General features: G+C 65.0%; 18 protein-coding genes and 1 pseudogene. 10 read left to right on the forward strand and 9 right to left on the reverse strand.

All coding sequences use genetic code 11. From position 1 onward, the window contains the following. The first annotated feature begins 189 nt into the window (after positions 1 to 189). The 6 genes from FJW07_RS05385 (at position 190) to FJW07_RS31975 (ending at position 7089) form a co-directional block, all read left to right on the forward strand. Positions 190 to 1167 carry a GlxA family transcriptional regulator gene (locus FJW07_RS05385; RefSeq protein ID WP_140854935.1) on the forward strand — a complete coding sequence of 326 codons (978 nt, stop codon included), beginning with the start codon at positions 190 to 192 and terminating at the stop codon, positions 1165 to 1167. Between the two features lie 129 nt (positions 1168 to 1296). After that, positions 1297 to 2616 carry an aspartate aminotransferase family protein gene (locus FJW07_RS05390; protein ID WP_140854937.1) on the forward strand — a complete coding sequence of 440 codons (1320 nt, stop codon included), beginning with the start codon at positions 1297 to 1299 and terminating at the stop codon, positions 2614 to 2616. Positions 2617 to 2633: 17 nt separating this feature from the next. Next, positions 2634 to 3806, forward strand: a complete 1173-nt coding sequence (locus FJW07_RS05395) for an FAD-dependent oxidoreductase (protein WP_140854938.1) — start codon at positions 2634 to 2636, stop codon at positions 3804 to 3806. Between the two features lie 210 nt (positions 3807 to 4016). After that, complete coding sequence (locus FJW07_RS05400) at positions 4017 to 4298, forward strand: hypothetical protein (RefSeq protein ID WP_140854939.1); 282 nt, start codon at positions 4017 to 4019, stop codon at positions 4296 to 4298. 102 nt (positions 4299 to 4400) lie between these two features. Continuing rightward, a complete protein-coding gene (locus FJW07_RS05405; RefSeq protein ID WP_140652284.1) occupies positions 4401 to 5357 on the forward strand; it encodes an EamA family transporter in 957 nt (318 codons plus the stop codon). A 181-nt stretch (positions 5358 to 5538) separates the two neighbouring features. Beyond that, positions 5539 to 7089, forward strand: a complete 1551-nt coding sequence (locus tag FJW07_RS31975) for an alpha/beta fold hydrolase (RefSeq protein ID WP_246680665.1) — start codon at positions 5539 to 5541, stop codon at positions 7087 to 7089. A 19-nt stretch (positions 7090 to 7108) separates the two neighbouring features. Here FJW07_RS31975 and FJW07_RS05415 read toward each other — a convergent pair whose 3' ends face one another. The 5 genes from FJW07_RS05415 to FJW07_RS05435 all read right to left on the reverse strand — a co-directional run bounded on the left by FJW07_RS05415 (position 7109) and on the right by FJW07_RS05435 (position 11221). After that, on the reverse strand, positions 7109 to 7564 hold the full coding sequence (locus FJW07_RS05415; RefSeq protein ID WP_140652282.1) for a MaoC family dehydratase: 456 nt from the start codon (positions 7562 to 7564) through the stop codon (positions 7109 to 7111). Then, positions 7561 to 8856: an NAD(P)/FAD-dependent oxidoreductase gene (locus FJW07_RS05420; RefSeq protein WP_140854940.1), complete on the reverse strand. Its 1296-nt coding sequence runs from the start codon at positions 8854 to 8856 to the stop codon at positions 7561 to 7563. The genes FJW07_RS05415 and FJW07_RS05420 overlap by 4 nt, the downstream gene beginning before the upstream one ends. Before the next feature lie 14 nt (positions 8857 to 8870). Beyond that, on the reverse strand, positions 8871 to 10094 hold the full coding sequence (locus FJW07_RS05425; RefSeq protein WP_140854941.1) for an NAD(P)/FAD-dependent oxidoreductase: 1224 nt from the start codon (positions 10092 to 10094) through the stop codon (positions 8871 to 8873). A 65-nt stretch (positions 10095 to 10159) separates the two neighbouring features. Next, positions 10160 to 10738, reverse strand: a complete 579-nt coding sequence (locus FJW07_RS05430; protein WP_224529713.1) for an OsmC family protein — start codon at positions 10736 to 10738, stop codon at positions 10160 to 10162. A 237-nt stretch (positions 10739 to 10975) separates the two neighbouring features. After that, a complete protein-coding gene (locus FJW07_RS05435) occupies positions 10976 to 11221 on the reverse strand; it encodes a DUF1127 domain-containing protein (protein ID WP_140854942.1) in 246 nt (81 codons plus the stop codon). A 255-nt stretch (positions 11222 to 11476) separates the two neighbouring features. On the opposite strand from FJW07_RS05435, the gene FJW07_RS05440 reads away from it, so the two are divergent. Then, entirely contained in the window at positions 11477 to 11692 is a 216-nt protein-coding gene (locus FJW07_RS05440; protein WP_140854944.1) for a hypothetical protein, read from the forward strand. 49 nt (positions 11693 to 11741) lie between these two features. Here the strand turns inward: FJW07_RS05440 and FJW07_RS05445 are convergent, their stop codons facing one another. The 4 genes from FJW07_RS05445 to FJW07_RS05460 all read right to left on the reverse strand — a co-directional run bounded on the left by FJW07_RS05445 (position 11742) and on the right by FJW07_RS05460 (position 15750). Beyond that, positions 11742 to 12902, reverse strand: coding sequence for an ABC transporter ATP-binding protein (locus FJW07_RS05445; RefSeq protein ID WP_140854946.1), 1161 nt, complete (start codon positions 12900 to 12902; stop codon positions 11742 to 11744). Continuing rightward, positions 12895 to 14037: an ABC transporter substrate-binding protein gene (locus FJW07_RS05450; protein WP_140854948.1), complete on the reverse strand. Its 1143-nt coding sequence runs from the start codon at positions 14035 to 14037 to the stop codon at positions 12895 to 12897. Before FJW07_RS05450 ends, FJW07_RS05445 begins: the two co-directional genes overlap by 8 nt. Then, a complete protein-coding gene (locus tag FJW07_RS05455) occupies positions 14034 to 14795 on the reverse strand; it encodes an ABC transporter permease (RefSeq protein ID WP_246680666.1) in 762 nt (253 codons plus the stop codon). The genes FJW07_RS05450 and FJW07_RS05455 overlap by 4 nt, the downstream gene beginning before the upstream one ends. 76 nt (positions 14796 to 14871) lie before the next feature. Further along, complete coding sequence (locus tag FJW07_RS05460) at positions 14872 to 15750, reverse strand: ABC transporter permease (protein ID WP_140644883.1); 879 nt, start codon at positions 15748 to 15750, stop codon at positions 14872 to 14874. A gap of 205 nt (positions 15751 to 15955) precedes the next feature. Here FJW07_RS05460 and FJW07_RS05465 point away from each other — a divergent pair, with 205 nt between their 5' ends. The 3 genes and pseudogenes from FJW07_RS05465 (at position 15956) to FJW07_RS32255 (ending at position 21004) form a co-directional block, all read left to right on the forward strand. Beyond that, complete coding sequence (locus tag FJW07_RS05465; RefSeq protein ID WP_181182568.1) at positions 15956 to 17026, forward strand: helix-turn-helix domain-containing protein; 1071 nt, start codon at positions 15956 to 15958, stop codon at positions 17024 to 17026. A 598-nt stretch (positions 17027 to 17624) separates the two neighbouring features. Further along, positions 17625 to 20498 (forward strand): annotated as a pseudogene (locus FJW07_RS05470) (autotransporter outer membrane beta-barrel domain-containing protein); the annotation flags it as partial. An 86-nt stretch (positions 20499 to 20584) separates the two neighbouring features. After that, a complete protein-coding gene (locus tag FJW07_RS32255) occupies positions 20585 to 21004 on the forward strand; it encodes an autotransporter domain-containing protein (protein ID WP_281405325.1) in 420 nt (139 codons plus the stop codon). The last annotated feature ends 45 nt before the right edge of the window (positions 21005 to 21049 follow it).

Genomic DNA, 21049 nt, shown 5'->3' on the forward strand with positions numbered 1-21049 from the left:
AGGTCCGGCGATGACGGCGCCGTGCCAGATTGCGACGCCCGGCGGTCGCCGAAAGCGCGCGCGAGGAATCATGCAACGGTCCAAACCGCTATTCAAGGCCACGCGCTATCCAGTCCGCTCGCCGGTTGATAAACGTCGCGGCTGGCGGTCCAGGATGGCGCCTGGCTCGAATGAGAGGTCGGCTCGCGAATGGCCAAGAAGTTCGCATTTCTTTTGGTGCGCGATTTCACCTTGTCGCCGCTGTCGCTGTTCATCGATACGCTGAGGCTGGCCGGCGACGAGGGCGACCGCAGCCGCAGGATCGAGTTCGACTGGGAGATCGTCGGCGAGCGCGGCCTGCCGATCCGCGCCAGCTGTGGCGTCGAATTGCTGCCGACCAGGGCGATGGGCAATCCGGAGGATTTCGACAATGTAGTGGTGGTCGGCGGACTGCTCGACACCAGCCGCAAGCTGAGTTCGGAAAAGGAAGCGTTCCTGCTGCGCGCCGCCGCGAAAGGCGTGCCGCTCACCGCCCTCTGCACCGGCAGCTTCGTGCTGGCGCGCTATGGCCTGCTCGACGGCTACAGCGCCGCGGTCAGCTGGTTCCACATCAAGGATTTTCGCGCCGAGTTCCCCGATGTGAACGCCCATGCCGACAGCCTCTATTCCGTCGACCGCGGCCGCGCCACCTGCGCCGGCGGCACCGGAGCGGCCGACCTCGCCGGCTATTTCGTCGCGCAATTCATCGGCCAGAAGGCGGCGGAGAAGGCGGCGAAAATCCTGGTGCTCGACCGTATCCGCTCCAGCCGCGACGTGCAGCCGGTCGGCGACCTTTTCCCCGCCGCCGCGAGCCGCGCGGTGAAGCGGGCGCTGCTCCTGATGGAAAGCAATCTGCAAGAGCCGATCCCCGTGGCCGAGATCGCCGCCAGGCAGAACTGCTCGCGCCGCCAGCTCGAGCGCCTGTTCGGCGCCGAGCTCGGCATCGGCCCGATGGCCGCCTATCTGGCGCTGCGGGTTCATTACGCCAGGTCGCTTCTGGAAGGCAGCGACTTGGCGATCGGCGAGATCGCCTATCGCTGCGGCTTTGCCAATGCCGGCCATTTCAGCCGCGTCTTCCGCCAGCAGACCGGCATCACGCCGACCAATCTCAGGCACCCGAACCGCGCGGCTGCGGCCGCCGCGAAATGATCGGGATGCCCCTGGTCGGGTCGCATGCCCGGCCTGGCCGATTGCGCCGGCGCGGAAACGAACCGTAGCTTCGTGACGAGCGGCGGTTGCGCCGCCGTTTCAACAAGTCGAATTCGCCTTCGGAGAGCCATGCCGCATTATCCCGACGCCATGCCCGGATCGAAAACCCTGTTCGAGCGCGCCAGGAAGGTGATGCCGGGCGGCAACACGCGCACCACGGTCTTCGTCGATCCGTTTCCGATCTACGCCGCGCGCGGCGAGGGCTGCACGGTCTGGGATGTCGACGGCAATTCCTATTACGACTGCATCAACAATTTCACCTCGATGATCCACGGCTACGCGCATCCCGATGTCACTGCGGCCGTGGCCAAGCAACTGCCCTCCGGCACCGCTTTCGGCGCCCCGACGCTGAGCGAGATCGAGCTTGCCGAGCTCCTGGTCGAGCGGCTGCCCTCGGTCGACCAGGTCCGCTTCACCAATTCCGGCACCGAAGGCGTGATGATGGCGATCAAGGCCGCACGCGCCTTCACCGGACGGCCGAAGATCGTCAAGATCGAGGGCGCCTATCACGGCTCCTACGATTTCGCCGAGGTCAGCCTCGACTCGTCGCCCGCCAACTGGGGCGACCTGCCGAGGTCCACGCCCTATGCCAGGGGCACGCCGCGCGGCGTGCTGGACGACGTGATCGCCGTGCCCTTCAACGACAGCGAGGCGCTGCGCGCCGTCTTCGCCGCCGGGGGCGACGGCATCGCGGCGGTGCTGATCGACCCGATGCCCAACCGCGCGGGATTGATCCCGGCGCGCCGGGACTACCTTCACGCCATGGTGGAGATCGCCCACGAAGCGGGCGCGCTGGTCATCTTCGACGAGGTCATCTCGTTTCGCCTTGGATGGTCGGGCGCGCAAGGGCTGTGGGGCATCGAGCCCGACCTGACGGCGCTCGGAAAAATCATCGGCGGCGGTTTTCCTGTCGGCGCCGTGGGCGGGCGCGCCGATGTCATGGCGGTGTTCGATCCGACCGCCGGCAAACCAGCGCTTCCGCATGGCGGCACCTTTACCGCCAATCCGGTCACCATGCGCGCCGGCCTTGCCTCGATGCGGGCGCTGACCAGGGAAAGCTTTGCCCATCTCGACCGGTTGGGCGCATTTCTGCGCGAAGGGGTCACCGCCTCGTTTGAAAAGTATGAGCTTGCCGGCCAATGCGTCGGCCTGGGCTCGCTGTTCAAGATTCATTTCACGTCGCATCCGGTCACGGATTACCGCTCCATCTATCCCGGCCAGGCTGAGCGGAAAAAATTCGACGCCTTCCACAAGGGCCTGCTTGGCCGTGGCGTGCTCTCCGCCAGCTACGGCCTGTTCGCGCTGTCGACGCCGATGACCGAAGCGGATGCCGGCGCCATTCTTCAAGCGATCGACGAAACCTTGGGCGACGTCGCCGCGCAGTCGTGAAAGCAGGCGGGCCACAGATGACGGTTGCTCCTCATGTCGCGGTGATCGGCGCGGGCACGCTCGGCATGTGCACGGCGCTCGACCTTGTCGAGCAGGGCGCGCGCGTCACGGTGCTCGAAGCCCAGTCGATCGCTTCTGGGTCGAGCGGCCGGTCGGTCGGCGTCGTCGGATCGCAATTGACCGACCCGTTCGAGATCATGCTGCGCGTCCATTCGCTGCGTCGGTTCGGCCAATGGGAGGGCGAGGGGCTTCGCTTCAACCATATCGGCTATCTGCGTCTGGCGCGCACGCCCGCCCAGATGGAGCTGTTCGCGAGATCGGTCGAGATCCAGGGCGAAGCGGGGCTGAGGTCGCGCCTGCTCCGCGCCACCGAACTCAGGAACCTCGTGCCGCACATCAATCCTGACGGGCTCGAAGGCGGGTTGTTCGGGCCCGACAACGGCTTCCTCGACCCGCACGAGATGTGCAATTTCCTGGCCGGCATCGTCCGCGCCAAGGGCGGCGAGATCCGCCAGTACCGCAAGCTGCTCGGCGTGCAACGACGCCCGGGCGGCTATACGCTGGAAACCAGCGGCGACCCGATTGATGGCAGGCCAAGACTGATCGCCTGCGATGCCGTGGTCAATGCGGGCGGCGCCTGGGCGCCGCAGGTGGCCGCGCTTTTCGGCCAGCGTCTGCACATCTGGCCCGAGCGCCACGAAGCCGTCGTCATCCATCTCGACGAGCCGCTCGGCTACACCATGCCGATGGTCATGGACCTCGTGAACGGCGAAGGCAGCGGGCTCAACTTCCGCCACGAAAAGCCGGGCGAGCTGATCGCCGAGATCCACAAGGTGAAGTCGATCGCGCCTGAGGATCCCGACAACTACAACGACCAGTGCGAGGAGCAGTCGAAGGTCGACCTGGCCGAGCTGCTTCTGGAGCGCGTGCCCGATCTGCCTGGCGCGCGGCTCGGCCGGGGCTGGGCGGGCCTTTATCCCGTGACAGCCGACCATCGCCCCTTCGTCGGGCCGATAGATCTTTCGGAGCCGACATTGATCACCGCTGCCGGCGCCGGCGGCTACGGCATACAGCTCGCCCCGGTGATAGGGCAAATCGCGGCGGACTGGGTGCTTCACGGCGCGCCGGTTTCGGTCCCTGGTTCGCAAAGCCTCGCGCCATCGGCCGGGCGAAACATCCCGGGTCACTGACCGATACGTTTCAGGCCAAGCCGGATGCCTAAGATACGAGCTTTGCCGTTAACCATCATAACTATCCGATCGCCTTTACTAGGGTTCTGGAGGATACTGATTTTGGCCGCGGGCGATGATCTCGCGACTGCCAAAAAATAGAAAAGAGCGGCGGATACCGTCGCCGTCTGCCGGGGAGGCGCCCAGCATCTTAGATGAGGGAGCGCCGGAATGAACATCGAGGAAGCGGTCACTGCGGCGACAGCCGGGTCGAGCGCGCTTCTGTCCTGCCTTGGCCAGCCGGTCGTGGCCTATCACGTCACGGCCATCATGCGTGAAGCCGACGCAAGGCATGCGCGGCAGATGCAGCTCGCCTTGCTGCGGCGGAGCATCGAGGCCCTTGTCGACGACGGCCTTGAAGACATCGAAGCCGAACGATTTGCATCACAGTTCCATGGTCGCGTCGGCTCGGCCTGGGAGCACCTGCATATGGCCAGCGACACGCCGCATTGATCTCTGCCGGACGGCTTTGTCGGAGCCATATGTAACACCCCGCGGGATGAGGTAGACTACCGGCTACGTCTGGGCTGACGTTCATTGAACGGGGGGCATGCGATGCAGGCGATACCGATAGTCCATCAGCCGGAACCACCGGCCATCGCCGCGGTATCATCCCTGGGCGGCTATCCCACCGCCGTACTGTGCTGGCTGCTCTCGGCCGGCGTCTATATCGCCGCCAAATGGGTGGCGCCGGAAATGCCGCCCTGGGGGCTGTGCTTCTGGCGGCTCTTGCTGGCCTGCGCCATCCTTTTGCCGATCGTGCACCGCCATCACGGCGCGATGCTGGCGCTGCTGCGCTCGCGGCCGCTGGAGATCGTCGCCGTGGGGGCGATCGGCCTCACGCTCTGCCAGGGCATGATCTACCATGGCCTGAACGACACCGACGCCACCACGGCCGGCATCATCATGGCGATGTCGCCGATCATGACCATGGTGCTGGCGCGCTTGGTGCTTGGCGAGCCGCTCGGACTCTGGAAGTCGCTCGGCGCGGTTGCGGCACTTGCCGGCATGCTGGTGATCGTCGCGCATGGCAAGCTGGATGCGCTGGTGCAACTGCGGTTCAACATCGGCGAATTGTGGATCGTCGGCAGCGCCTTCTGCTGGGCACTCTATACGGTGCTGCTGCGCCGCTCCAAGTTCGGCCTCGAGCTCTTGCCGCTGGTCGTGCTTCTGCTCGGCGCCGGCGCGCTGGTCGCGCTGCCGTTCCACCTGTGGGAAATCTTCAACGACGAGCGCTCTGCCCTGAACGGCAATGGCCTGCTCGCGCTCGCCTATCTGGCGGGGCCCGGCGGGGCGCTGATGTATTATCTCTACAACAAAAGCGTGGAGGCGCTGGGCGCAAGCCGGGCAAGCATGCTGCTCTACCTGCAGACGCTGTTCGTCGCCGTGCTTGCCTATCTGCTGCTCGGCGAGAGCCTGCACGACTACGATCTGCTCGGCGCTGCCTTCATCGTAGTCGGGGTCGTGTTGGCGACGGTCATCAAGCCGAGGGCGCTTGCGGCAAAGGCGTGAGGGAACGGCAAATAGCGTCGATCGGCCGTCAGCGCCGCCAAGTCGATTTGGGTCCTCGGGCCGTGAGCCGTCCGGACCACGCTTCCCTAAATTAGCCGATTTTGCTATGGCGAGCGGCTGCCTTTGGCGGCGCCGGCCAAGGCCGAAAGGGGATCATGGCGATCGACAAGCGCGTGGACGCATGAACGGCGATCAGCACATGCTGGAACTGCGCGTGCTTGGCGATTTTCAGGTGATGCGCGACGGCCAGCCGCTTGACCTGCCGCCGTCGCGCAAGACGCGTGCGCTGCTCGCCTACCTTGCCGTCACCGCCAGGCAGCACCAGCGCGAGCGGTTGTGCGAGATATTCTGGGACATCCCCGACGATCCGCGCGGTGCCTTGCGCTGGAGCCTGTCCAAGATCCGCCAGGTCCTGGGCGGCGTTGAAACAGCCCTTGCCGCCGATCGCAATGCCGTCGCGCTCAATGTCGCGACGGATTACGCGCGGCTGGCGCCGCTGGTGAAGGCCGACCTTTCCTCCCGCTCGACCGAGGAGCTCGAAGCCGTCCTGGCCTCGATCCGTGGCGGCTTTCTTGCCGACCTCTCGCTCGAGCGCTGCTTCGACTATGAAGCCTGGCGGCAGGCCATCGCCAGCGAGGTGGAGATCGCCGAGCTCGGCATCCTGCGCGAGCTGGTCGAGCGCCTGGCGGACCAGCCGCGGCGGGCGCTGCCCTTTGCCCAGCGCCTGCGCAGCCTCGTGCCCGACGATACGAGGCTCGCCGCCGAGACCGAGGCGCTGGAGGACAGGGTCCGGTCGGCCGCTGCTCAAGCCACGGGTCGCGCATCGCAGTCCGGTTCCGCCCGGCGGCCGCAAGCCCCGTTGAAATCCGCGTCATCGCAGGATCCCGGCCGCGCCGTGCAATTCTGCCGTGCTCTCGACGGCACCAGGCTCGCCCATGCCAGCACCGGCAGCGGCCCTGCGATCCTGCGCGCCGCGCACTGGATGTCGCATCTCACCTTCGACTGGGACAGCCCGATCTGGCGTCACTGGATGCGGGAACTGTCGCGCCGGAACCGGCTGGTGCGCTATGACGAGCGCTGCAACGGCCTGTCGCAAAGGCATGTCGTCGATATCTCGTTCGAGACCATGCTGTCGGACCTCGAATGCGTGGTCGAGGCAACGGGGCTCGACCGCTTCACCTTGCTCGGCCTGTCGCAGAGCTGCGCGGTTTCGATCGCCTACGCCATCCGGCATCCCGAGCGCGTCTCGGGCATGATCCTTTATGGCGGCTACGTCAAAGGCTGGCGGGCGCGTGGCGACGCGGGCGAGATCGCGACGCGCGAGGCCGCCGCGACGCTGATGCGCGAGAGCTGGGGCAAGCCGAACCCGATGTTCCGCCAGGCGTTCTGCTCCATGTTCATCCCCGGCGCCACGCACGAGCATTTCGCCTGGATGGACGATCTGATGCTGCGCACCGTCTCGCCTGACGATGCCTGGCGCCTGCAGAGCGCCTTTTCCGTGATCGATGTCAGCGACTTGCTGGAGAAGGTGCGCGTGCCGACGCTGGTGCTGCACGCGCGGGACGACAACGTCGCTCCCGTCGAATCCGGGCGCACCATGGCCGCCGGCATTCCCGGCGCGCGCTTCATCGAGCTCGAGAGCCAGAACCACATCCTCCTCGAAGGCGAGCCCGCCTTCGAGGAGTTCATCGACCACGTCCGCGCCTTCATCGCCGAGACGGCGGGCGCGTAGCCAAGCGGTCCAGAAGCTCTCAGCCCCCGGCCAATGGCACGGTGAACACCGTGGCGGTGCCGGTGAGGCAAAGCTCGCCGGCTTCGTTGCGCACCGATGTCTCCAGCTTTGTGATCGGCTTGTCGACGCGCACGTCCTTGACCTCGACGCGGCCGGTGATCAATTCGCCGACGCCGACCGCCTTGACGAATTTCCACGAGACTTCGAGGAACACCGAGCCGGGGCCGGGAAGATCCTCCGCCACCACCGCGTTCAGGATGCCTGAGGTGACGCCGCCCTGCACGATGAGCTTGCCGAACACCGAAGCCTCGGCCAGCGCCTTGTCGTAATGCAGCGGATTGCGGTCGCCGGTCATCTCGGCGAAGGCGTCGATATCCTGAGGCTGCGTGCGCCGCGAGCGCTCGGCGAAAGCGCCCAATTGTGGTCGCCCTTTGATGACACCGACCCACCCGTCCTTCATCACATGCACAGTCATGGTCTTGCTCCGGTTCGGTTGCGATTGAGGTTCGAGCCGGCCGAGGCCGGCGGCTCGTCCTGGTTGGCCGGCGCCCGGTGGGCCGTCGGCCGCGATGCAGGGGAAGGGGCACGGCAGGCCGGCATGGACTGCCCGGCCAGCGCCTGCACCTCGGCCTTCAGCACGGCGCTGAAGCGGCGATGCCGCTCGCCGATATCGTCGAGCGTCCAGTCGAAGCCCGCGACGGCGTCCGTGGTGTCCAGGATCTGGTTGGCGATCATGTCGCGCTGCCGCTGCCAGATCGCGAATGCCGCGGCGGACCCGTTGAGGATGGCGCGCGCGAGGCTCTCGGCGTCGCGCAGCGCATCGGAAATGCCGTGCGAGGTGATCGGGTCGCGGAAGAAGCCGGCGTCACCCACCAGCGCCCATCCGGGGCCGTGCGCCTGACGGATATAGCCCGGCACGCCCCGGAACGCCTGCAGGCGGGCATCCTTCGGCGCCTGGGCCGCTTGTGCTGCCAGCGCCGGCGAAAGCGCTTCGAGCACGTCCATGCGGGCGCGGGCGTGGCCGAGGCGGAAGCGCTGGTCGAACAGGCTCGTCGGCACCGAGGCGACGATGCAGGCGAGGCCGTCATTGGTCGGGATGAACGAGCCGGCGATCCCGTCGCGGAAATACCAGTGATAGCCGGCGCCCGGCTCGACCGGCGCATAGCCATAGACATGGGCGGCCGATACCGCGCCGCGCCGCAAGGGCTGGGCGTCCACGCATTTCGCCACCAGCGAGCCGATGCCGTCGGCGCCGACCACGATATCGGCGCTGACCCTCACGGATGCGCGGCCGGCGGCGCGGATTTCGATGCCGCGCACCCGCCCGCGCGTGTCGGCGAAGAGGTCGCCGACCGCCACCTCGTGCAGGACCTCCGCGCCGGCCTTGCGCGCCGCATCGACCAGGATGCGGTCGAGCACCGTGCGCCGCGGCGCGATCAGCCCGGGAAGGTCCGAACCGGCGGCGAGCGGGACGGCGATCTCCTCCTCGCCATAGTGGAAGGTCGTCGTCTCGATCGGCGGGGTCCCGGCCTTGAGCAGCGGCTCGAGCAGGCCCCAGCGCCAAAGCTGCAACACGGCCGGCCGCATCAGCGCATGCGTCGACAGCGTGTCGGAGCCGTACGGCTTGCGGTCGATCGCAAGCACCTTGAGACCCGCGCGGGCGAGCAGCATCGCGGTCGCCGCACCCGCGCAGCGCGCGCCGACGATGATGGCGTCGTAGTGGCCGCGCCTGGGGGTGGCCATGAGGGAGATGGGATTGGTTGCCATGGTGGTCGTGATCCTCAGGCCGCCTTGCGGCCGTTGCAGTCGAGATGACGCGAGATTTCGGCGGCGATCGCCTCGGCGTCCGCGCCGACGCCGCCGATGAAGTTGGAATCGCGCTTGCGCAGGAAGCGGAAGCCGAGCGCGTAGAGGCCGGGCAGGCAGGTGACGCCGCCCTGATGCGCGAGCTCGCCGTCGGCGCCGAGCGCCAGCGGCTCCAGCCAGCCGAGCGAGCGCGCATAGCCGGTGGCCCAGATGATGCTGCGGATCGATCCGTCGGTGAGCGACAGCTGTTCTGCGCACGCCGCCGGCATCGCAACCGGCTCGGGCCGGTATGGTGTCGCCGCGCCCGTGAAGCGGTCGATCTGGCCGAGCAGGCGCGCCTGCTTCGCTTCCGCCGCGGCCATGTGCTGGCCAAGGTCGCCGGCGAAGGCGATCTCGCGGTCGCCGACGCCGCGCACCCGCCCGGTCAGCTCCACGCCGAGCACCTGCAACGTGGCGAGATCGACATCGGCCCTGTCGGGCCGGCCGGCGAGCTGCAGCGACGGCTGGCGTCGCGCGCCTTCCGAATTGGCGAGATCTTCCCGGCGCTGCGCCATCAGGCCCATTGCGCACAGCCAGAAGAAGATATCCTGGCCGCGCCATGTTCTGGGCAGGCGCGTATGCTTGCCGACCGAAAGCACCACGCGCCGCCCATCGCGGGCGAGCTCGTCGGCGATCTGCACGCCGGAGGATGAGGCGCCGACGACCAGCACGCCGCCGCTCGGCAGCTCGCCGGGCGAGCGATATTGCGAGGCGTGAATGCTGAGCGGTCCACGAAGGGTCTCAGCCGAAAAAGGGATGACCGGCCGGTCGCAATGTCCTGTCGCGACGACGACCGCGCGCGCCGACCACTCGCCGGCGCTGGTGCGCAAGGCAAAGCCGTCGCCGGTCCGCTTGACAGATGTGACCTCGACATTGGTCTCGACGGGCGCATGCCACTGCCAGGCGTAGCGCTCCAGGCTTTCCACGAAAGCCCCTTTGCTCATGAAGCCGTCGGGATCGCCGCCCTCATAGGGCGAGCCGGGCAGGGCGTTCAGCCAGTTCGGCGTGAGCAGCCTGAGCGAGCGCCAGCTCTGCGAGCGCCAGCGCTCGCCGATGCGGCCGCGCTCCAGCACAGCATGGTCGATACCGGCCTGGCCGAGGCAATGGCTGAGCGCAAGGCCAGCCTGGCCCGCGCCGATGATGACAACCGCGCGTCTCATGGCTCTAGTCCGTTTGGGAGGAGGCAGGCGGCCCGGATCGGTCCGGATCGCCTGCCGGCTTCGGCTTACTGGATGGTCTTGATGCCGACGGTGACCGGCACGCCCTTGGTCAGCACGTCGAACACGGCCGAACGGGCGCGCGACTGCTCGACCAGCTGCTGCAGCTTCTCGGCCGGCGCGTCGCCTTCGATCTCGAACGACACCTGGATGTTCTGGAAGCCGTTGCGGACCTCGTCGGAAATGCCGAGGATGCCGCGCAGGTCGATGTCGCCGTCGACCGAGCACTTCACCTTGGTGAGCTTGATCCCGCGCGCGGCGGCAATGTTGGCGACGCCAGCCATCAGGCAGCCCGCCAGCCCGTGCAGCAGCCATTCGACCGGGGTCGGCGCATTGTCGGCGCCGCACAGGATCGCCGGATGGTCGGCGTCGGCATAATGCGGCTTCTCGTGCTTCTGCTCCTGGCCGGCGCCGAAGAAGCCATTCATGACGGTCTTGCTGTGCGTGCCTTCGATCCACTCGTTGTGGGCGCGGAACTGGAATTTTGCCAGCTCCGGCTGCCCGGCGACGAAATTGATCGTCGCCAGAAGGTTCGGCGTGTCGACGCCATTGAGCGGAAGCCGTGCAGGTTTGGTGTTGGGTTGCATCTTCATCTCCAAAGGTTCGTTTGCGGCTTGGTTGCCGTGACGGCCTCTGTTTGCCGATGGAGCGTTTGAACGAGAGTGGGTGCGACCGTGGAATTTTTCATACGTCTACCGTTGGAAATTGCGTTGGATGTATCGTTTGAAACGAATGTCGACGCCCGAATGCGCCGGAACGCAAAAGCCCCGAGCGTGGAGAAGTCCGGGGGCTTGTCGAAAGCGTGGTGACGACCGCCATCGAGGTCATCCGGCGTTGCGGATGTCCATCCAGTCGGCGTCGGAGGCGTAGCGCATCGAGGTGTAGTGGTCGATTTCCGAACGGGCGATACCCAAGTCCTTGAGCAGATGATCGGGCATGGCCTGCATGGCGGCGCGGTCGCTGCGCATTCTCATCGCACGATAGGCAAGCCGCAGCGCACGGCCGGCAAAGCCAATCAGGCTTAGGTCCGCGCGGCTGGGTTCACAGGCGGTGTGCTCCAAACTCCTCATTGTCGTCTCCATCTCTTTGCGGCGTGATCATTCACGTCACCAATGGGAGGACTTGTCGCCGACGACCGGGGGAGCGAGCGTTGGACCGGGCGTCGAAATCGCCGTGGGAATCTGGTGGTATCTCAGTTTGAAAATATCGTGCCTTGCCAATGCGGCACGAGCGCTTCGTCGCGAAGTCCTTGGCCTTCTTATTATATCAGGGCTAGCGTATATATGGCTGCGTTACTATGCTCATGTTCAGAGGGGAATTAAATTATGCGCAAACAGAAAACGCTTGGACTGGCGCTTCTGGCTTCTAGTTCGCTTTTCGTCGCCGACGTCGCTTTAGCGAAAGATGCCTACAAAACACCATGCAGGGCGGATGCCCAGCGACTGTGCAAGATGGTCGACAATGCAAAGGGGTTAAGCTGTCTTAAACAGCACATCAGTGAGCTCACTCCTGCCTGCAAAGCGTTTCTCTCCAAGCAATGAACTGTAATAGCCGTCAAGGGTCGTACTGATTACAGGGCGGTGGCGGCCTTCAGGAAATCCGCCGCCCGGCCTCGTCCAGCAAGACGCAATCTTCCGCGTCGAAGCCGACTTCGATCGCTTCGCCTTCGCGCAGAACGCGGCCATCGATCGGGGCGTTGGCGCGGATGTTCGTCTTGCCGCCTATGTCGACCTCGTAGATGGCGCTGCCGCCGAGATAGGAGGCCGACACGACCCGGCCAGGCAACCGGTTGGCGCCCGCCTTGGCACCCACCGCGAGTTTCTGCGGCCGCACCACGACGGTTACGGCGCTGCCCTGCGGCAGCGCCTTGGGTGAAAGCACATTGACCGTCTGGCCGCTGGCCAGCTTGACTGTCGTCGGTCCGTCCGATCTGCTCACCATGCCCGAAAGCATGTTGGCCTTGCCGAGGAAGTCGGCGACGAAGGCGGTGGCCGGCCGCTCATAGACCTCTTCCGGCGTGCCGATCTGCTCGGCCGAGCCGGCATTCATCACCACGATGCGGTCCGACATCGACAGCGCTTCTTCCTGGTCGTGCGTGACGAAGATGGCGGTGATGCCGGTTTCCTTCTGGATCTTCTTGATCTCGACGCGCATCTCCTCGCGCATGTTGGCGTCGAGCGCCGAGAGCGGCTCGTCGAGCAAAAGCACCTGCGGCTCGAAGACGATGGCGCGCGCCAGCGCGATGCGCTGCTGCTGGCCGCCCGACAGCTGCGAGGGCAGTTTCTTCTCGCTGCCCGGCAGCCGCACCATATCGAGCGCCTGGCCGACCTTGCGCCTGATCTCAGGCTTGGCGACGTTGCGGTATTTCAGGCCGAAGGCGACATTGTCGAACACGGTTTTGTGGGGAAAGAGCGCATAGCTCTGGAAGACCAGCCCGATATTGCGCTTGTAGATCGGCACGTCGTCGACGCGCCGGCCGCCGATCATGATCTGGCCGGCCGAAATGTCGACCAGCCCGGCGATGGAGCGCAGGATCGTCGTCTTGCCGCAGCCAGACGGCCCGAGCAGCGTGACGAAGCTGCCCTTGCGGATCGACAAAGAGAAATCGCGTACCGCGACGAACTTGCCATAGGCGATGTCGATGTTGCGGAACTCGACCGCCGGGCTGTTCGCCCTGGCGGCCGCGCTTGCGCCTTGTGCCCCGGCCGAGGTCGGCCGGGGATTGAGTGTCGTGTCCTGGCCGTCAGGCACCTTTCGAGATCCTGTTCCACTGCTTGGCCCAGGCGTCCTCGTTGGTCGCCCAGTAGGTCGGATCGGCGAAGGTCAACGCCTTCATCGTGCCGGTCGGGTCGAAGGCCGGCAGCTTCGCGATCTTGTCGGTCAGCTTGACCTTGGTCGGGTCGAGCGATGGCGGGTAGCTCTGGCCCTCGGCCACCGCGATCGAGGTCGCCGGGTCGAGCATGAAGTTGATCAGCTCCTCGCATTCGGCCATCGGCGAGCCCTTCAGGATCAGCATGTCCTCCATCCACGCATAGGAGCCGGCCGGATCGAGATAGCCGATCGGATGGCCCTGGTCCTGCAGCGCGGCGACCCGGCCCGACCAGGCGTCGGTCACCACGATCTCGCCCTTGGAGAGCAGGTCCATAAGTTCCGCGCCGGAGCTCCAGAACTTCTTGGCGAGGTCGCGCGTCTCGCGCACCTTGGCCCAGATCGTGTCCATGTCCTTGAGGTTGTTGGGATCCTGTCCGGTGGCCAAGGCCGCGTACCAGACACGCGTCGTCATGTCGGAATAGCCGCCGAGCTTGCCGGCATATTTCTTGTCGAGCAGAAGTGCTGCGCCCTTTTCCTTGGCTTCCTCCGGCGAGATCACCTTGGTGTTGTAGGCGATGCCGGTGGTGCCGTAGTCGTAAGGCACGGCCGACAGCTTCGGCGTCAGCTTGCGGAAGGGCTCGATCATCGGCTGCAGCACATTCGCCATGTTGGGAATGTTGGCCTCGTTGATCTCCGAGGTCAGACCGCCATTGACGTATTTGATGTAGTAGTTGACGCCCGAGGAATGAATGACCTGGTAGTCGCCGGGCTTCGCGGTCTTGATCTTGGTGATGATCTCGTCCTCGTCGCCGAACGTGCCCTGCACCACCTTGATCTTGGTCTTGGCCGTGTAGGGCTGGAAGGCAAACTTGTCGATCGCGTCCTGCACCGTGCCGCCCCAGCCGTCGAAGCGGACTTCCTCGACCGCGGCGAGCGCCCGGCCCATCCACGGCATGGAAAGCCCCGCCGATGCGGCTGCGGCCGCCGCCAGCGTCAGGAAAGTGCGGCGGCTCAGATCGCCATTGGCATACCGGTCGTGCAGCCGTTCCAGCCGCTTGGTCGTCGTCAGTTTCATCGTACTTCCTCCTTTGGTTCGCCGCGTCTCTTCAACTTCGTCAGGCTCTGCAGGATCAGGCCGCCGATCAACGGGATGCCGACGGTCACCAGGATCATCACGGTGCCGAGCGCGTTGATCTCCGGGCTGATCGAGATTTTCAGCATCGAAAGGATCTGGGTGGGCATGGTCTCGACGCCTGCCGGCCGCCAGAACAGGCTGGCCGAGGTGTTGTCGAACGAAATGGTGAAGGCGAGCAGGGCGCCGCCGACGACCGCCGGGATGAGCAGCGGCAGCGTGATCTCGCGAAAGGACGAGAAGCGCGAGGCGCCGAGCGACAGCGCCGCCTCCTCATAGACCCGCCTTATGCCCACCATGCGCGCCTGCGCGATCAGCACCACATAGGGCACCGCAAGCAGGATGTGGCCTAGCACCAGAAGCAGCATGGTGCGGGGCTGGTCGATCGCCTTGATCAGCACCAGAAGGCCGACGCCGAGAATGGTTTCCGGCACCAGCGCCGGCAGGATCACCAGCGTGCTCAGCGCCTGCTTGCCTGGGAACTCGAAGCGCACCAGCGCGAAGGCCGTGACGACGCCGATGGCGGTGGTGGCGACAGCGGTGACCAGCGCGATCCACAGCGAGGTGCGGAAGGCCGTCAGCACCGCGTCATTGTTCATCAGCTTGGCGTACCATTGCAGCGAAAAGCCGGTCATCGGGAAGCCGCCGAACATCGAGGCGTTGAACGACAGGATGACGGTCGCCACGATCGGCGCGAACATGAAGATGTAGACGCAGAGCGTGACGAAGCCGGTCAGCCGCCAGGCCCATTTACCTTCCCTGGTCGGTGCGCAGCCTTCATCCGGCCAACCCCTTCACAATCTGCGACATGCCCATGTAGCGGGTGTAGATTGCGGCGAAGAAGCCGAGCACGACGAACAGCACGATCGACAAGGTGGCGCCCATCGGCCAGTTCAATTCGCCCATGATGGTGTCGTAGATCAAATTGCCGAACAGCGCGTCGCGGCCCGAGCCGAGCAGTTGCGGCGTCACATAGCTGCCGGCCGCCAGCACGAAGCAGAGCAGCAGCCCCGCCGCCAGGCCCGGTAGGGAGAGGGGCAAGGTCACCTCGCGGAACGCCTGCGCGCTGGTGCAGCCCATCGAGCGCGCGGCCGAGATCAGCGTGCGGTCGATGCCCTCGAGGCTGACATAGACGTTGAGGATCATGTAGGGCAGGAGGAAGTGCAGCAGTCCCAGGATCACCGCGCCCTCGTTGTAGAGCATCTGCAGCGGCTCGTTGATGATGCCCATCTTGAGCAGAGCGACGTTGATGACGCCCTGTTCGCCCAGGATGTTGATCCAGGAAAAGGTGCGGATGGTGAAGCTGATCCAGAACGGCACGATGAGCAGGAGCAAGAGCAGCCATTTGTGCCTGAAGCTCGTCGCCCAGATGAAATAGGCCGGGAAATAGCCGAGCACGCCGCACAGCAGCGCGGTGATCGCGCCGACTCTCAGCGTCTTCAGAAGGAAGCCGGAATAATAGCTGTCGGTGAAGAATTCCTGCCAGTTGGCGGTGGTCAGCGCACTGGTCTCGACGCCGGCGGTGACGAAGGTGAAGAACGTATAGGCCGCCATCACCGCGATCGGCAGCACCAGGAAGAAGATCAGCAGCAGAAGCACCGGTGCAACCAGCATCCAGGCCAGGCGTGGATCGTACAAGGTCCAGCGATTGTTCATGCGCACCCGGAGGTAGGCGCCTTCTTCGAGGCGCTTATGTTCCCGCAGTGAAGATTGTTTCATTGCCGCCGCGATGTCTACAGGCGGTGGCCCAAATTCGATTCAGCCAGGGGAGAGGGCGCCGCCATTAGGCATCGATTATGTGCCTTGCAAAAAACCAAGGTGTTCGGCACGCTGGCGCCCGCAGCCTGGAGCAAGCGATCCGATGGGGTCCGTAGCGTCACCAGAAATCCGCCGACCGCCGAACTGCCTGAGCCTGTCGATCAGAAGCAGCAATGCAGGCGAGTTCGAACTATGGCGCTCAGGTTACGCCCCGCTGTTTGAAATGGACGCCGAAAACGCCGCGGCGCGCGCATCCTTTAGGGCCGGGTTGACGAGCTACAACCTGGCCAATGTCCTGATCATCGACGGCTATTCATCGGCCGAGACCCTGGATCGGTCGGCGCGCACGATCGCGCGCAGCAACATCGACCATATAAGTCTCACGGTCCATACGCAGGGCGGGTTCGGTCTCGAAGCTGAGGGGCGGACGTCCGAGGTCGGGACAGGCGACATATGCGTTCTCGATATGACGCGCCGGAGCAGATTGCGGTCGCCCGACTACAAAAGCCTGACACTCGTTTTGCCGAGAATCTTGCTGGAGCCGCACGTCGCCAATCTCGATACCCTCCATGGCAAGATCCTGCCGAAGGGCAGTGCGCTGAACACGATGCTGGCCTCTCACATGCGACTGCTCTACGCGCAGGCTCCCTCGTTCGATTTGTCGGAAAGCCATGCCGCCGCACGCGGAACGGCGACGTTGGTTGCTGCCTTCGCGGGCGCTTCGAGCGACGGACGGGACATGATCGCCCAAGCTGCCGCCGGCGCCTCCCTGGAAGCCTGCCGGCAGATGATCGAGGCACATCTCCATGACCAGCGGCTGGGGCCTGAATACCTTTGCAACCAGCTCGGCGTTTCGCGCGCGAAGCTTTATCGCATGTTCGAGCAATTGGGCGGGGTGACCTGGTATATCCAACGGCGCCGACTGGTTCGCGCATATCAGATGATCGTCGATCCGATGCAGGGCCGGGAGCGTATCGGCGCCATCGCCGCTCGCTGCGGATTCAGCAATGCGTCGGCCTTCAATCGCGCCTTTCGCCAGCTTCACGGGATGTCGCCCACGGAATTGCGGATCGCCTCCGTCAGCGGGGAATCCGACGAAACCGAACTGTCGGGCGATCAGGCCTACAGGACCATCGGGTGCTGGCTGCACGGCGTGGAAGCCGCGGCAGTGTAGTGACCGGATTTTTGCGTCCGGACGCCTCGCGAATCTGTGTGATACTCGCATCCCTGGCCGATGGAAGCTCGCCTTTCAGGCCTGATTTGCGACGCGTCTCATTCTTTTGACCCACCGTCTCATTTCACGCCCTTCGTCTTGCCGGTCAATTCCGCCCCAGTAAGGTCGCCTCAAAAAGCGGCGCAGGCCGTGGAATGACCCTGGGGACCGGGACTTGACCAACTCGATCAAAGTTGGGCGCCAAACTGTTGCGCCGCATTTCATGCTGTCGATCGGCTCCTGCCGGGAGGGACTTTGCAACGTCTCGGTGAGCCGGGACCGCCCTAAACGTCGTATGCCGCTGTTTGGTCTTTGCGGTTCCTTGGCAGCGGCATCGTTGACTGCGGCCATCGGCCTGGTTTTGGCAGGTTCCGATCCTGCTCTCGCTGTCGATTGGACCGGCAGCACGTCCAGCGATTGGTTCACCGGAACGAACTGGGTCGGCGGGGCGCCGACCGGCACAACCGACGTGTGGATTCGTACCATCACTCCGAACCCGCCGGTGATTGGAACCGCCGGCGCGCAGGCCAAGGTTGTCTTTGACGGACTCAGTGCAAGCATGGGCGATCTGACAATTGAGGGCGGCGGAACCCTGAGCAGCGTCGACAGTCACCTGGGATCCGACAGCGGTTCCACGGGCACCGCCACAGTGACGGGAGCCGGCTCGGACTGGACCAACTCCGGCAATTTCTATGTCGGCGATTTCGGCACCGGCACGCTGACCATCGAGGACGGTGCCTCGGCCAGTGATAGTTTCGGCTTTATCGGTGCGGCCATCGGTTCCACCGGATCCCTGACAGTGACAGGCGCCGGCTCGTCGTTCAGTAACACCAACAACCTGTATGTGGGGTCGAGCGGCAATGGCACGCTGGAAATTCGGGACGACGGCACCGTTAGTGACACGTTAGGTCTGATCGGGGTCGAAAACGGCTCGATCGGTGTCGCGACGGTCGATGGCCAGGGCTCCTCATGGAACAACTCCAGCGACCTCTATGTCGGCGTGCACGGCAACGGCACCTTGCAGATCCAGAACGGGGCCAGCGTCACCAGCGCTCAAGGGCAGATCGGCATCAACGCCGATGCCGTGGGCGCCGTGACCGTGGATGGCACCGGCTCGTCCTGGACAAATTCCGGCGATCTCATCGTCGGTAACCAGGGCGCCGGCACGCTGGACATTCTAAATGGCGGCGAGGTCGCTAATGCCTCGAGCTATATCGGCAACCAGGCCGGCTCGACTGGCGCCGTCACCGTCGACGGCTCATCGTGGACCAATTCCGGCGATCTCAATGTCGGCAATGTAGGAACCGGTACGCTGACCATCCAAAACGGCGGCAAGGTCGCAAATGCCAATGGCACCATCGGCTATCTTCCAGGTGCGACCGGCACTGTGACAGTCAATGGCGCCAACTCAAGCTGGACCAATTCCGGCAGCCTTCATGTCGGCTCCTATGGCGCCGGCACATTGATAATCCAGAATGGTGGAACCGTCTCAAGCATCAATGGCTATGTTAGTGCCGCGGGCGGCGCCCTCGGTAATGTGACGGTGGATGGAGCGGGGTCGTCCTGGGTCAACTCTGGAATTGTTAATATCGGCATTTTCGATACCGGAACCCTGACCATTCGGAACGGCGGCAAGGTCACAAACACTTTAAGCATAGTGGGATATTTTGCCGGCGTGACCGGCACGGTGACGGTCGACGGCGCCAACTCAACATGGGTCAATTCGGGCGATCTAACTCTTGGATACAATGGCGATGGTACGCTGACGATCCAGAGCGGGGGTAAGGTCACCGACACGTCTGGCTATATCGGAAATAACGCCGGCTCGATCGGCAACGCGACGGTCGATGGCGCTAGCTCAACCTGGATCAATTCCGGCAACCTTTATGTCGGCAACCTCGGCGCCGGTACGCTGAACATTCAAAACGGCGGTCAGGTCAGCAACGCCACCGGATATATCGGCTACGGTTCAGGTTCCACTGGCGCGGTGACGGTCGATGGCGCCGGCTCGTCCTGGACCGTCGACGGCGCCCTTACTGTCGCAGATGCCGGCACCGGCTCTCTGACCGTGCGCAACGGGGCCACGGTCGACGTCGGTGCAACGCTCACCATCGCTTCCGCTTCCGGTTCGACGGGAACGGTCAACATCGGCGCGGCGGCCGGCGACGCCGCGACCGCGGCGGGCACCCTGAGCGCGAGCCAGGTGACGTTTGGCCAAGGCTCGGGCACGCTGGTGTTCAACCACACCAGCACGAGCTACGATTTCGCCGCCCCGCTGAGCGGCAACGGCAGCGTGCGCCAGTTGGCCGGCTTCACCAACCTCACTGGCAACTCGGCGGGCTTCATGGGCACCACCACGGTGGAGGGCGGCACGCTGGCGGTCAACGGCTCGCTTGGTGGGGCGCTTGACGTTCTTGCTGCTGGCCGCCTGCAGGGCGGCGGCACCATCGGCGGCACGGTCGTGGCTGGCACGGTAGCGCCCGGCAATTCGATCGGTACGATCAACGTCGTCGGCGATATCGAGTTCAAGGCGGGGTCGACTTACGAGGTCGAGATCGATGCCGCCGGCCAGGGCGACAGGATCGCCGCTTCGGGAACAGCCACTATCGGCGGTGGCACCGTTGAGGTCCTGAACGCACCCGGCACCTATGTCGTCGGCACCCGCTATACCATCCTGACCGCGACCAGCGGTTTGACCGGGAGCTTTGTCGGCCTGACACAGGCCGCGCCGCTGTCGACGCCGTTCCTGTCCTTCACGCTGAACTATGATGCAAGCGCTGCCTATCTCGACGTTACGCGCAGCGACCTGACCTTCGGTTCGATTGGCACGACCCCGAACCAGAGGGCAGTCGGCGGCGGCCTGGACAGCCTGCCGCTGTCGAGTCCGCTGCTGAACGCGGTGAGCCAGCTCGATACCGCCTCGGTCCAATCGGCTCTCGACCAGCTCTCGGGCGAGATCCACGCCTCCATCGTCTCCTCTCTGATTGAGGACAGCCACTTCGTTCGGGATGTGGCGACGGACCGGCTGCGATCGGCCTTCGATACGGCCGGCGCGACCGAACTGCCGGTCATGAGTTACGCGTCCGACGGTCCGGATCTCGTGCCCGCGACTACCGATCTCCTGGCGGTCTGGGGGCAGGGTTTCGGCTCCTGGGGCCACGCCGACGGCGACGGCAACGCAGCTCGCCTCGGCCGCTCGACCGGCGGTTTCTTCATCGGCGCGGATGGCGTTGCATTCGAGACATGGCGGCTCGGCCTCCTGGCCGGTTACAGCCGCACCGATTTCGATGTGACCGATCGCGGCTCATCCGGCGAAAGCGACAATTACCATGTCGGTATCTATGGCGGCACGCGCTGGGGCGATCTCGCTTTGCGCGCCGGCGCGGCCTACAGCTGGCACGATATCCGAACGGACCGGTCGGTCGACTTTACCGGCTTTGCCGACAGCCTGAAGGACGACTACCACGCCGGCACGGGACAGGTATTTGGCGAACTCGGTACGGCATCCGCGCTGGCGGTCTGGCGCTCGAACCCTTCGCCAACCTCGCTTATGTCAATTTTCACGATGATGGCTTCACGGAAACCGGCGGCGCTGCCGCGCTGTCGGGATCGGGCGGGTCGGCCGGCACAAGCTTCACCACGCTCGGCCTGCATGCCTCCACCGATTTCACGCTGGGCGACGTCAACGCTACCGCCAGGGCAACGCTCGGCTGGCGTCATGCCTTTGGCGACACCACGCCGAGCCTCGCCATGGCCTTTGAAGGCGGCGCGCCATTCACGGTTTCCGGCGTGCCGATCGCCCGCGATGCGGCCGTGCTCGAAACCGGGCTCGACCTGACCCTGACACCGTCCGCCAAGCTCGGCATTGCCTATCGCGCACAACTGGGCTCGGGGAGTACCGAACAGTCCGTGCAGGCGGATCTGAGCTTGAAATTCTGACTTCTGGGAACAGGTCCGCAATTGCCTGGGGGGCCGGCAATTTCG

The organism is Mesorhizobium sp. B3-1-9 (assembly GCF_006439595.1).
Classification (GTDB): domain Bacteria; phylum Pseudomonadota; class Alphaproteobacteria; order Rhizobiales; family Rhizobiaceae; genus Mesorhizobium.